This is a genomic window from Corallincola platygyrae, assembly GCF_039544265.1.
GTDB classification, from domain to species: Bacteria; Pseudomonadota; Gammaproteobacteria; order Enterobacterales; family Neiellaceae; genus Corallincola; species Corallincola platygyrae.
This window is the reverse complement of the sequence record NZ_BAABLI010000029.1, coordinates 41,964-55,428: the sequence shown is the minus strand read 5'-3', so window position 1 is coordinate 55,428 and position 13,465 is coordinate 41,964. Positions and strand designations below refer to the sequence as shown.

Below are 13,465 nucleotides of genomic sequence, written 5' to 3'. Positions count from 1 at the left end.
TGGGCAAGTCCTCCTTACCCATGCAGCTTATGTGTAACCTATGTTCCCGGTTTGTTTTGTTACCTATCCTGCCGGTTTGTACAGGGATGAGGGGGTTAGTGCTTTCTGAACAGTCACAAAAAACGGCGGATAAACCGCCGTTTTTTCATTCATCAGCAGCCGCTCTTACGAGATCTTACCGCAGCACTGCTTAAACTTCTTGCCAGAGCCACAGGGACAAGGTTCATTTCGCCCTACTTTGCGTTCATCTCGAATAAACGTGCCTTGTTGAGGGGCCTCTGACGCTTCACCCTCGCCAGCCATCGCACCAGCTTGAGCATGCTGATAATTGCGAGCAACTTTCTGTTCCTCTTCACGGCGTTTGGCTTCTACCGCATCCACATCTTCCTGAGCTCGAACCTGAACTTTAGAGATGATGGAAACTACATCAGACTTAAGTGCTTCCAGCATGTTTGAGAACAACTCAAATGCTTCGCGCTTATACTCCTGCTTAGGATTCTTCTGCGCGTAGCTTCGCAGATGAATGCCCTGACGCAGGTGATCCATGTTCGCAAGATGTTCCTTCCAGTGCCCATCAAGACTCTGCAGCATGATAGCTTTTTCGAAGTGACGCAGGACATCTTTGCCAACCATCTCTTCTTTGTCGTCGTAGGCTTTCACGATCTCGCTCAAAATACGCTCGCGAAGCGAATCTTCAAACAACTTATCGTCTTCATCCAACCACTTCTGCAAAGGCAGCTCGATAGCAAAATCAGCTTTCAGTCGCTCTTCCAGACCTGGAACATCCCACATCTCTTCGAGAGACTGAGGCGGAATGTATTCACTGATCATACTGTCGACGACACTTTCGCGGATGGCGGTGATAGTTTCGTGGACATCGCCTTCATTCAGCAGTTCATCGCGCTGTTCGTAAACCACCTTACGTTGGTCATTAGAAACATCGTCAAATTCGAGTAGCTGCTTACGAATATCGAAGTTACGGCCTTCCACTTTGCGCTGTGCGTTTTCGATGGCTCGAGTGACCCAAGGGTGTTCGATAGCTTCGCCACGCTCCATGCCCAGCTTCTTCATCAAACCAGAAACTCGGTCTGATGCAAAAATACGCATCAGAGAATCTTCCATCGACAGATAAAAGCGGCTTGAACCGGCATCACCCTGACGACCTGAACGACCACGCAGCTGGTTATCGATACGACGAGACTCGTGACGCTCAGTACCAATAATGTGCAGACCGCCCGCTTCAAGCACTTGCTCATGCACTTTCTGCCATTCGGCTTTAATTTCCGCAATTTTTTCGTCAGTTGCGGATTCGCCCAGTTGGTCAACTTTTGCCTGCCAGCTACCACCCAACACAATATCCGTACCACGGCCGGCCATGTTGGTCGCAATGGTCACCGCACTTGGCAAACCTGCGTCAGCGACGATCTCTGCTTCTTTTTCGTGGAATTTCGCATTCAGTACGTTGTGTTTGATCTTAGCCTTCTTAAGAAGTCCCGCGAGATACTCAGATATCTCAATCGAGATGGTACCCACAAGCACCGGCTGACCGCGTTTAACGCAATCCTGAATATCTTCGATGATCGCTTCGAACTTCTCTTCGGCCGTGAGGTAAACCAAATCAGGTCTATCGTCACGGATCATCGGCAGGTTGGTAGGAATAACGATAGTTTCCAGGCCATAAATGCTCTGGAATTCGAACGCTTCCGTGTCTGCGGTACCCGTCATACCTGACAGGGTGTTGTACATACGGAAATAGTTCTGGAATGTGATAGATGCAAGTGTTTGGTTTTCATTGCGAATATCAACGCCTTCTTTGGCTTCTACCGCCTGATGAAGGCCTTCTGACCAGCGACGGCCAGGCATAGTGCGGCCAGTATGCTCATCTACAATAACCACTTCACCATTTTGTACGATGTAGTCGACATCGCGATGGAACAGTACGTGAGCACGCAGGCCTGCGTTGATGTGGTGCATCAGGGAGATGTTTGCTGCTGAGTAGAGCGAATCGCCCTCCTCCAACATGCCTTTCTCTTTAAGCAGAGCTTCTACGCGCTCTTGACCTTGTTCAGTCAGGAATACCTGCTTACCTTTTTCATCAACGGTAAAGTCACCCTCGGCACGGGACTCTTCACTATCATCTGTTTCTGCTTTCTCAAGCAGAGGGATCAGCGCGTTAATTTGGCGGTACTTTTCTGAGCTGTCTTCGGCAGCTCCAGAAATAATCAGTGGAGTACGGGCTTCATCGATCAAAATCGAGTCGACCTCATCCACTACAGCAAAATTCAGTCCTTTCTGAACACGGTCATCTGGCGCAAATGCCATGTTGTCGCGCAGGTAATCGAAGCCAAATTCGTTGTTTGTTCCATAAGTAATATCGGCAGCATATGCTTCGCGCTTAGCCACACCTTCCATCTGCGAGAGGTTGATACCAACCGTCATGCCGAGGAATTCAAACAGTGGACGGTTCCACTCACCGTCACGTTTGGCCAAGTAATCATTCACTGTAATCACGTGAACGCCCTTGCCTGACAGACCATTCAGATATGCAGGAAGGGTTGCGGTCAGCGTTTTACCTTCACCCGTACGCATTTCAGCAATATTGCCTTCATGCAACACCATGCCGCCGATTAACTGAACATCAAAGTGACGCATACCAAAGACACGCTTACTTGCTTCTCTTACCGTAGCAAATGCCTCAGGCAAGATCTGATCAAGCGTGGCACCGTCAGTCAAACGCTGCTTAAATTCTTCAGTTTTTGCTTTCAATGCCTCGTCAGAAAGTGATTCGAGATCTGCTTCTAGCGCATTGATTTGATTTACAACTTTGCGATACCGCTTGAGCACGCGCTCATTACGGCTGCCGAACAATTTGGTGAGAGCTTTTACGAACATGGGTGTGATTACTAGTTGTTATAGCGTCAAAGAAAAAAGTGACGCCGGGTTATCCCTGAAAAATAAAAGTCATGAATCGCCATGGATTCATGACTCGCGCATTATTCCTAATTACTTGGCTTTGCGATAGACATATTTAATTGGGTCTATCTGACGTCCTTGCTTTAGAACTTCATAGTGAACATGTGGACCCGTTGAGCGTCCCGTGCTTCCCATTCGAGCAATCACCTGCCCCTTGGTCACCACATCGCCAACTTCCACCAACAATTCCTGATTGTGACCATAGCGCGTTGTCACGCCACTGCCATGATTAATCTCAACCAATTCACCATAGCCACTACGGCGAGATGCCCAGGTCACTATACCAGCACCTGTAGCAACCACGTCGCCCCCCTCTTTACCTGCAAAATCAATTCCTTTGTGCATTGCGGGCTTGCGGGTAAACGGGTCGGTACGCATACCGTAGTATGATGAGAGCCAACCATCGCTAATTGGACGACCTGAAACATAGCTCTCATCAGAGATCTGGTGATTCAACAACAGATTTTCAAGTAGTGCCAACTGACGAGATCGATCATTTAGCTGTGCAGAGAGGCGATCGATCTTTTCTAGTATCTCTGCCAACTTAGTTCCCGGATCAACCATCTGCACATTGGTGACGAGTTCAACAGGGCCACCCACTGGCGGTTCTGCACCAAAATCAAACTCAGCAGAATCAAGCTGATGGACTTCGGTCAACCTTGCCCCCAAGGCCTCTAAGCGCTGAGCGTGAGCCTGCAACATGCCGACTCTACCAGCCAACTGTTGCAGCTGTAATGCGGTCGACTGGCGCAGCGCATCCAGCTGAGCAGCCTTAACTTCATTCTCGATACGCTGCTCAGCCACCTTCAGCTGTGCAGGATCAATCTGGTCCATTTGACGAGTTACAACTAGACCTATCAGCAATGCGAAAGCCCCCAGCACAATACTCAAGTGCCAGGCACAGATGCGAAAGTGATACTCGCGATTTCTCGTCTTTAACGATACTGATACACTCATGACAAATACTTCTTGTCTTTAACCTATCGATTTCTCTAAATCAGGAACCGTTTTTAATGCGACCGAAACGACCTAAGACGTTGGCACACCTCCTAGACCATACCACAGGAAGCATGTCGAAACTTCAACACGGCGCACAACAAATCACTCACATTAGCAAAACGGTAAAACAACTTTTACCGGATAACCTTGCAGCCCATGTTTCTGTCGCCAACTACCGTGATGGTGTGCTGGTCCTTTTGGCCCCCTCTTCCGCGTGGGCCCAGCGGGTTAAATTCGCGCAAACCATGCTGGTGAGTAAACTCAGACAACAAGGTCTGTCAGCGCTTAGCACCATTGAGGTGCGAATTCAGCCAAGCTCCGCAACCGAAGCAAGTTCAAAGCCAACTGAGCTACCGCATCGAAAACTCTCAAACAGCGCTGCCGACCAGTTGGAAGCACTCGCTGAGCACGCCCCGGAGCAACTCAAAAAGCAGCTGCTAAAACTCGCAAAACACAGGTCCTAAAACAACAAAACCAGCCTTTCGGCTGGTTTTTAATAATAACAACGAGTTATCAGGCTAAGCTTGGCATCATATAAGATACCGGAGCTTCTTCAGTGTCCTCGAAGGTCACAAACTCCCACGCTTCCTGATTTTGCAACAGCTCTCGGATAAGCATGTTGTTCAGCGCGTGGCCTGATTTGTAGGCTGTTACTTCACCAATAATAGAATAGCCACCAAGGAAGAGATCGCCGACCGCATCAAGCATCTTGTGTTTGACGAACTCATCTTCATAGCGCAGACCATCTTCGTTGAGAATACGGTACTCATCCAGAACGATAGCGTTTTCAAAGCTACCGCCCAAAGCCAGATTGTTGGCACGTAAGTACTCAATATCCTTCATAAAACCGAAGGTACGAGCTCGGCTGATCTCTTTAGTGAAAGAGCATGCACTCAAGTCCATAGACAAGCGCTGCTTTTCACCGTCGATCGCCGGGTGTTCAAAGTCGATGGCAAAATTCATGCGGAAACCGTTATGGGGTGAGAACTCGGCCCACTTATCACCATCTTCCACACGTACCGTCTGCTTAACTCGGATAAACTTCTTAGCAGCGCCCTGTTCTTCGATACCTGCGCTTTGTAGCAAGTAAACGAAAGGACTGGCGCTACCATCCATGATCGGAATCTCAGGTGCGTCTACTTCAACAATCACGTTATCAACGCCAAGACCAGCTAAAGCAGAACATAAATGTTCTACTGTAGATAATCTGACCCCATCATCCGTGATCAGGCATGTACACAGCATGGTATCTCGTACCAAGGCTGGGTCTGCCGGAATATCCACTGCCGGGTTCAGGTCGACGCGACGAAAGATCACGCCGGTGTTTACAGGCGCAGGACGCAAAGTCAGAGTGACCTTGTTTCCTGAGTGCAAACCAACTCCGGTTGAGCTGACACTCTGTTTTAGAGTTCGCTGTCTGATCATATAGTTACCCGCTCTAGCTATCCTTCTAAGTATAGAACAGCCGCTTAAAATGGCCGCCGATCTTAGCGATCTGCTGGCTAAATTTCAAGCTTTTACTCTAATTCCTAGTCTGCCTGCTTACGCAAGAAGGCTGGAATGTCCAAGTAATCCAGTTCTCCCTGGCCTGATGTCGCCGGGCCGTTAACCACTTTCTTCTCAGGCATTGCTGGTTCTGAGACCGCAGTCTGAGACATAGGTTCAATGGCCGGCGCAGGCTTGCTAACTGGCTCAACTGTTGGCGCAGGGCGTGATACCAAAGTGATATCTGGCTTACGTTCGGCACCAATGCCAGTCGCAACAACAGTCACACGCAGTTCATCACTCATTTCAGGGTCAATCACTGCACCTACAACGACGGTTGCGTTTTCTGAGGCGAAGCCTTTCACGGCGTTACCTACTGTCTCAAACTCTTCAATGCTGATGTCGAGACCTGCTGTAATATTAACCAGAATACCGCGAGCTCCAGCTAAATCAACATCTTCCAGCAATGGGCTAGATATCGCAGCTTCAGCCGCTTCCTCTGCACGGTCTTCGCCAGATGCGATTCCTGTGCCCATCATCGCTGTGCCCATTTCAGACATCACGGTTTTAACGTCAGCAAAGTCAACGTTAATCAGACCCGGACGCGTGATAAGCTCTGCAATACCCTGAACAGCGCCATTCAAAACGTCGTTCGCCGCTTTAAATGCGTCAAGCAGGCTGGTACGAGGGCCCAATACTTTCATCAACTTATCGTTTGGAATAGTAATCAGGGAATCGACGTGCTCACGCAGTGATTCGATACCTACATCCGCGTATTCCATACGCTTCTTACCTTCGAACGGGAAGGGTTTAGTCACCACGGCAACCGTCAGAATTCCCATCTCGCGAGCAACTTCAGCGACCACAGGTGCCGCACCGGTACCTGTACCGCCACCCATGCCTGCGGCAACAAAAATCATGTCAGCACCTTCCAGTGCCTTCTTGATGTTTTCACGATCTTCCAACGCTGACTGGCGACCAATTTCAGGGTTGGCACCTGCACCCAAACCTTTGGTAATAGCGCCACCTAACTGGATTTTATGTTCAGCAGCGTTACTACGAAGTGCCTGAGCGTCAGTGTTGGCTGCGTAGAACTCCACACCTTCAATGGTGTTTTCTACCATATGCTGAATGGCGTTACCGCCACCGCCGCCCACACCAACGACCTTAATAACAGCGTCATTGCTATGACTTTCCATGAACTCAAACATGATGCGATCTCCGATTTATTTTGTTCTCACCCAGAACGTTTTAAAATTCACCTTTAAACCAACTATGCACGCGGCTCCAGAGCCCTGAGACTCCTTCTGTTCCGCGCTTATCCCGGCGCTGTCCCAGCAAATCATCCTTGCCGTAGTGCAGCAGACCAACCGCAGTTGCGTACACCGGGTCATCTACGTAGTCCGTTAATCCTTTAATGTGCAGAGGTGTGCCCAATCTGACAGGCATCTGGAACACATCTTCCGCAAACTCTACCGTGCCCTCCATTTTGGCTGTGCCACCGGTCAAAACCACACCGGCAGCTACTTGGTCTTCCATACCACTTCGTTTCAACTCTTCCCGTACCAGATCGAACAGCTCGTGGTAACGGGGCTCGACCACTTCCGCCAATGTATGACGACTCATGGTACGAGAGGGGCGCCCACCAACACTGGGCACCTCAATACTGTCTTCCAGGCTCACCAACTGGCGCAGAGCACAGGCATATTGAACCTTGATCTCCTCTGCATGTGACAGTGGCGTTCTGAAAATCTTGGCAATATCACTAGTCACCTGATTACCCGCGATAGGTATCACTGCGGTATGACGCAATGCACCAGCGGTAAACACGGAGATATCCATGGTGCCACCACCGATATCTACCAGGCATACGCCCAGCTCTTTCTCATCATCTGTCAGAACGGCATAGCTCGAAGCCAGAGATGAGAAGATCAACTTGTCGACTTTCAGCCCGCAGCGCTCAACACACTTGACGATGTTTTTCGCCATATCGTTAGCGCAGGTGATAATGTGCACCTTGGCTTCCAATCGCATACCGGACATACCGATGGGGCTCTTAATCCCCTCCTGCCAGTCGATGGCAAACTCCTGCGGTAACACATGCAAAATGCGGCGTTCGTCAGAAATCGGTACCGACTTGGCGGTGTGAATAACTGCATCCACATCTTCCTGAGTCACCTCTTCCTGGTTAATCGACACCATGCCATTTTCATTCTGACAATCGATATGACGACCGCTGATGCTTAGGAAAACCGAGGCTATCTGGCAGCCAGCCATCAGCTCTGCTTCGTCCAACGCGCGCTGCACCGAGCGAGCAACGGAGTCCAGGTCGTTCACACCACCTTTGTCCATGCCGCGGGATGCATTACTACCTAGGCCAATGACGCTGATCTCGCCATCGGCCATGACTTCACCCACTACCGCCGTCACTTTCGACGTGCCGATGTCCAAGCCAACTATTAATCTTGCATCCGTGGTCTTACTCATTCCCACTCTCTCGCTGCCGTTACTTCTCTTCGTCCGTGAGCCAACCTACAGCCATGCCCGTGTCATATCGGGCGTCGACGTAAGCCATCTTTTCCTTGGTCTCTGCCGGTATAGTCCGATAGAGATCGATAAATCGCTGCAGACGGGCAATTTCGTCTTCCCGCCCTAATCTCAGTTCAAGCCCTGTACCAAGTTGCAATTTCCACGCCTGGCGCTGACTCATACTGAGTTCTACCAACTCGATCTGGTGATACTTCAGCAAGCCATCAAATCGCTGAAAATAGTCAAGCACTCGTGCTTCGCTTCCGTCGGGCCCCTGTATCAGCGGCAAAGGCTCGGCCAATGCTGGCTCTGGCACTTCAAACAGCTCGCCACGACTGTTCAGTAGGCGCTGCTGATCCCACTGCGCTAAAGGCTCCTGCTCCGTAATAAACAGAGTGAGCCCATCTGGCCACGATTTACGCACTTGCACCGCATCAACCCAAGGCAATGCTTCAATTCGGCGCTGAACCTCTGCAACATCCTGCATCATCAGCGATTCAAGCCCCGGTCCTTCTTCCAGTACCTGCCGGATCTCCTGATCCGTGGTAAAACGCCGATCACCAATCACTTTCAGTTGCGCGATAGGGAGCACTTCCCTGTCGGCAACAGCCTCAGTTAGTTGATAAACGCCATAAACCAATGCCATAAGGGTCAGAGCGAAAAACACCATGCCACCCCAGCCTCTGCCGGCTTGGTTTGGTTCAGGTGTAAATTCTGGCTCTGTGGTCATGGCAATCGTCATCTAGCCCGCCGTTTGTAAAATCCGCAAAGTCAGCTCAGCGAAACTGATCCCAGCTGCTTTTGCCGCCATCGGTACCAGGCTTTTCTCTGTCATACCCGGCACCGTATTCACCTCGAGCAGGAACACATCACCAGCGTCATTTATCATCAGGTCAACACGCCCCCAACCAGAAGCGGCGACAGCATCAAACGCTTTTAATGAAACCGCCTGCAACCTGCTTTCAACCTCATCCTCTAAGCCACACGGACAATGATATTGAGTCGTGTTGCTTTGGTATTTGGCTTCATAGTCGTAAAAGGTATTAGGCGTCTCCATCCGAATCATCGGCAATGCGCGATCTTCGAGGATCGCTACCGTATACTCCTGACCAACAATGTATTGCTCTAACAACACTTCCGCATCGTATTCGAACGCCGTTTTCACCGCGGTAGCCAGCTCATCGACTGAACTCACTTTGGCCATGCCAATACTTGAGCCTTCCTGAGCCGGCTTGACCATCACACAGCCACCCAGCGCTTCCAAAATCTCAGGCAATGTCTGCGAGTCAAAGTCATCTCGATTAACCACTCGGTAGCCGGCGGTCGGCAGCCCGAGGCTTTGCCATACCTGTTTGGTACGAACTTTGTCCATCGCCAATGCGGAGCCCAACACACCACTGCCGGTATGAGGTAGCCCCATGATTTCCAACAACCCCTGAACACTGCCGTCTTCGCCACCCCGCCCATGCAGAGCAATAAAGACCTGCTCAAAGCCCAGCTTTTTCAGGCTTTCAAGCGGCTGATGCCTGGGGTCAAAGCCATGCGCGTCAATGCCCGCACTATGCAGACCTTTAAGCACAGCTTCACCAGACTTCAGCGATACCTCTCGCTCGGCCGAATTGCCGCCATACAACACAGCAACCTTGCCAAATCGCTTAAAAGCCATCGTTACTCTCTCCTGTCGCTTTCATCGCTGCGATATCTAATTTCAGTGCTGCCAGCCTTTTTGCCACTGCGCCAACGTTCCCTGCGCCCTGAGTTAGAACCAGGTCTCCTTCTTGCAGCTGCTCAGCCAATTTGGCCGGAAGCTCTTCAGGGGTCGCAACAAACACCGGGTCTAACTTGCCGCGTTGACGTATGGTGCGACACAAAGCGCGCCCGTCAGCGCCGGGAATCGGCTTCTCTCCTGCCGGGTAAACATCCAATAGCAGCAACAGGTCAACTTCAGAAAGAACGTCAGCGAAGTCCTCATATAAGTCGCGGGTTCGTGTGTATCTATGGGGCTGGAATGCCAACACTAAACGTTTCTCGGGCCAACCAGCACGCGCGGCCTTAATAGTCATTTGCACTTCAGAAGGATGGTGACCGTAGTCATCAACCAACATCGCCTTGCCGTTTCCAGTGTCGAATTCGCCGTAGTGCTCAAAACGACGACCAATGCCCTCGAAGGCTTCCAGCGCCTTAACTATGGCCTCATCAGAAACACCGTCTTCAGTCGCTACGGCGATCGCCGCTAACGCATTTAACACGTTGTGGCGACCGGGAAGATTCAACTTCACTTTCAGATCGGCTCGGCAAGGGCGTTTCACCGTAAATTCAGATGAATGACCCGATTGCACAAAATCCACCGCTCGCACATCAGCTTCTTCACTAAAGCCGTAAGTGATCGAATGACGGCTAACTCTCGGTAGCAGCTCGCGCACAACATCATCATCAACGCAGAGCACTGCCATTCCATAAAATGGCAGGTTGTGCAGGAACTCAATAAAGGTCGACTTCAACTGCTCAAAATCACCGCCATAGGTATCCATGTGATCTGCTTCGATATTGGTGATCACGGCTACCATAGGCTGCAAATGCAGGAACGATGCATCGCTCTCATCCGCTTCAGCGATAAGGTATCGGCTGGTTCCCAGCCTGGCATTGGTGCCTGCGCTGTTGAGTAGTCCGCCGATAACAAACGTTGGGTCCAAACCACCCTCGGCAAACAGAGTTGCAGTCAGACTGGTAGTCGTGGTTTTGCCATGAGTACCAGCAATCGCAACACCGTGGCGATAGCGCATCAGCTCGGCCAACATTTCGGCACGGCGTACCACCGGGATCCGCTCTTCTCGTGCGGCGATCAATTCAGGGTTGTCTTCGTTGATGGCGGTAGAAACCACCACAACACTCGCACCCAATACCTGTTCAGCACTATGGCCGATGAAAACTTCGGCACCAAGAGAGCTCAAGTGCTCAGTGGCGCGATTAGTGCCAATATCTGAGCCTGTCACCTTGTAGCCTTCATTGACCAGTACCTCAGCGATACCCGCCATGCCAGCACCACCAATACCAACAAAATGGATCCGGCTTACGCGGCGCATCTCTGGCACCCACTGCCGAATCTGACTAATTTGTTGTTCGTTCATTGCTGCCATGTCAGCTATTTCCTCTTCGCTCTTTCGCTGATGATATTGGCTACATCAGCGGTTGCATCTGGCGTGGCAGCGTCTCTTGCTGATTCACCCATCGCGACCAACTTTTCGGGAGACTGAAGCAGTGGCTTCAGTAACCCTGTCAAACTGGCAACATTAAATGTCTGCTGCGGCAGTAGCTTTGCAGCTCCAGCTTTCACCAGGTACTGAGCATTCTTGGTCTGGTGGTCATCCACAGCGTGCGGAAGCGGCACAAAGATGCTTGCCACGCCTGCCATCGCAATTTCGGAAACTGTCAGTGCGCCCGCACGACACACCACCAAATCTGCCCAACCATAGGCTTCTGCCATGTCAGTGATAAACTCGTTGACCTCCACCTTGGCCTTGGTCGAACCGTGATAGCGTTCTATCACTTCCGCCTGTTTGCCTTTGCCGGTCTGATGTCGAACAGCAATCTCCTGATCCAGATAAGCAACGGCCTCCGGCACCACTTCATTCAATACTTTGGCGCCCAGACTGCCACCAACAACCAGCAAGCGAATGGGACGCTCGCCAATGTCCTGCTTGCGCTGCGCAGGGGCAGCTAACTCGCAGAAATCGGCTCTTACCGGATTCCCAACCACCTGTTCGCTGCCGGGAAATGCACCGTTAAACGCCACCAGCACATCTGAAGCGATACGCGATAACAGCTTGTTTGTCAGGCCTGCAGCCGCATTCTGCTCGTGTAACACCAACTCTCGGCCGGAGAGCCAGGCAGCAACGCCTCCAGGGCCACTGGCATATCCACCCATTCCAAGCACGACATCAGGCTGACGCTGTTTAATCACTTTTTTGGCCTGAAAAATCGATTTCAGGATCTTAAAAGGCGCTGTAAGCAGTCGAATCAAACCGTTGCCACGGACACCCTGTACGTCGATGTAATCGATCTCATAACCGTATTTGGGCACCAACTGTTCTTCCAGGCGGCCTCGGGTTCCCAACCAGCTGACTTGCCAACCTCGCGACTTGAGTTCGTCCGCCACAGCCAGCGCAGGGAATACATGTCCGCCGGTACCACCAGCCATCACAAGGAGCTTGCCACTCATGCTTGCTCCTCCTGTGTTCCTTCCTCGTCGGAAACCTGTTGGTCAGACTTGGCTTTGCGCTTCCGCGCCTTTTTCGGTTTATCGGCCGGAGGCATCACGATCGCCTGCTGAGTTTCCATCCGGACCTCATGTTCGATCCGAAGCAAAATCCCAACGGTCACAGCAAGCGTCAGTAAACTACTGCCACCGTAACTGACCAGCGGTAGGGTCAAACCTTTAGTTGGGAACAGTCCAGAACTGGCTCCAACATTAACAGCGCCCTGAAAAGCCATCCAAATAGCAATACCGTAGGCAAAATAGCCTTCAAATCCACGATCTATATCCAGCGCTCTGCGGCCGATTAGCAGCGCTTTGACCACCAGACCTAGCAGCAGAACCAGCACCAGAGACACACCAATAAACCCAAGCTCTTCAGCCAACACGGCGATAACAAAGTCGGTATGCGCCTCAGGCAAATACTCTAACTTCTGAATGCTGTTACCCAGGCCCTCACCAAACCAGCTACCTCGCCCGAATGCCATCAATGATTGGGTCAGCTGGTAGCCGCTACCAAAAGGGTCAGCCCAAGGATCCATAAATGAGGTAATCCGCCGCAGTCGATACTCGGAGGTCACTGCCAGCACACCGATGGCAGCAACGCCCATCAATGCCAGAGAGAAGAACTGCCACAGCTTGGCCCCGGCCAGGAACAGCATGCCAACCGTGGTCATAAACATCACCACTACGGTGCCCAAATCCGGCTCAAGCAATAACAACACGGCAATAATAAAGAACACCGCCAGTGGCTTGATAAAGCCCTTAATGTTCTCCCGGACTTCATCTCTGCGACGTACCAGATAACCAGCCAGGTAGCAGAAGAAGAAAAGTTTGGCAGGCTCTGCGGCCTGTATCGTAATGGGTCCCAGCGCCAACCAGCGCATACTGCCGTTTACCTTTCGGCCAACAATGAGTACAGCGATCAACATCAGGATCGCGACCAGCAGCAACATGAAGTTGGCTTGCTGCCAGCGCTCCATCGGGATCCGGATAACGGTAAATAGCGCAGCCACGCTCAACACCACGTAAACCAGATGGCGGATCAAGAAGTGGAATGGCTGACCATACAACTTTTCTGAAACAGGCATGGACGCAGAAGCCACCATCACCAGGCCAAGCGACATCAACGCAAACACCAGCACCAACAACTGCCTGTCATAAGGCGCCGGGCTGGTGTTGCTCTCTGCAAACCAATGCAGAGGAAGTCGAAGTTGGCCTAGCATC

General features: G+C 51.2%; 11 protein-coding genes. 1 reads left to right on the top strand and 10 read right to left on the bottom strand.

What is annotated here, in order from left to right; genetic code table 11:
* Positions 1-165 precede the first annotated feature (165 nt).
* Both secA and ABEA14_RS16915 read right to left on the bottom strand, forming a co-directional pair.
* Positions 166-2,892, bottom strand: a complete 2,727-nt coding sequence (gene secA, locus ABEA14_RS16920; protein ID WP_345341616.1) for a preprotein translocase subunit SecA — start codon at positions 2,890-2,892, stop codon at positions 166-168.
* 111 nt (positions 2,893-3,003) lie between these two features.
* Entirely contained in the window at positions 3,004-3,930 is a 927-nt protein-coding gene (locus ABEA14_RS16915; protein WP_345341615.1) for a M23 family metallopeptidase, read from the bottom strand.
* A 56-nt stretch (positions 3,931-3,986) separates the two neighbouring features.
* Here ABEA14_RS16915 and ABEA14_RS16910 point away from each other — a divergent pair, with 56 nt between their 5' ends.
* Complete coding sequence (locus tag ABEA14_RS16910; RefSeq protein WP_345341614.1) at positions 3,987-4,436, top strand: DUF721 domain-containing protein; 450 nt, start codon at positions 3,987-3,989, stop codon at positions 4,434-4,436.
* Positions 4,437-4,485: 49 nt separating this feature from the next.
* Here the strand turns inward: ABEA14_RS16910 and lpxC are convergent, their stop codons facing one another.
* The 8 genes from lpxC to ftsW form a co-directional block, all read right to left on the bottom strand.
* Entirely contained in the window at positions 4,486-5,397 is a 912-nt protein-coding gene (gene lpxC, locus ABEA14_RS16905; protein WP_345341613.1) for a UDP-3-O-acyl-N-acetylglucosamine deacetylase, read from the bottom strand.
* A 104-nt stretch (positions 5,398-5,501) separates the two neighbouring features.
* Positions 5,502-6,668, bottom strand: a complete 1,167-nt coding sequence (gene ftsZ / locus ABEA14_RS16900; RefSeq protein WP_345341612.1) for a cell division protein FtsZ — start codon at positions 6,666-6,668, stop codon at positions 5,502-5,504.
* Positions 6,669-6,708: 40 nt separating this feature from the next.
* Positions 6,709-7,944: a cell division protein FtsA gene (gene ftsA, locus ABEA14_RS16895; protein ID WP_345341611.1), complete on the bottom strand. Its 1,236-nt coding sequence runs from the start codon at positions 7,942-7,944 to the stop codon at positions 6,709-6,711.
* Between the two features lie 19 nt (positions 7,945-7,963).
* Complete coding sequence (locus ABEA14_RS16890; RefSeq protein ID WP_345341610.1) at positions 7,964-8,728, bottom strand: cell division protein FtsQ/DivIB; 765 nt, start codon at positions 8,726-8,728, stop codon at positions 7,964-7,966.
* Positions 8,729-9,652, bottom strand: coding sequence for a D-alanine--D-alanine ligase (locus tag ABEA14_RS16885; RefSeq protein ID WP_345341609.1), 924 nt, complete (start codon positions 9,650-9,652; stop codon positions 8,729-8,731).
* On the bottom strand, positions 9,642-11,114 hold the full coding sequence (murC, locus tag ABEA14_RS16880) for a UDP-N-acetylmuramate--L-alanine ligase (protein ID WP_345341621.1): 1,473 nt from the start codon (positions 11,112-11,114) through the stop codon (positions 9,642-9,644). Before murC ends, ABEA14_RS16885 begins: the two co-directional genes overlap by 11 nt.
* 14 nt (positions 11,115-11,128) lie before the next feature.
* Positions 11,129-12,205, bottom strand: a complete 1,077-nt coding sequence (gene murG, locus ABEA14_RS16875) for an undecaprenyldiphospho-muramoylpentapeptide beta-N-acetylglucosaminyltransferase (RefSeq protein ID WP_345341608.1) — start codon at positions 12,203-12,205, stop codon at positions 11,129-11,131.
* Positions 12,202-13,464 (bottom strand): cell division protein FtsW, encoded by a 1,263-nt coding sequence (ftsW, locus tag ABEA14_RS16870; RefSeq protein WP_345341620.1) that lies wholly within the window; start codon positions 13,462-13,464, stop codon positions 12,202-12,204. Before ftsW ends, murG begins: the two co-directional genes overlap by 4 nt.
* Position 13,465 lies beyond the last annotated feature (1 nt).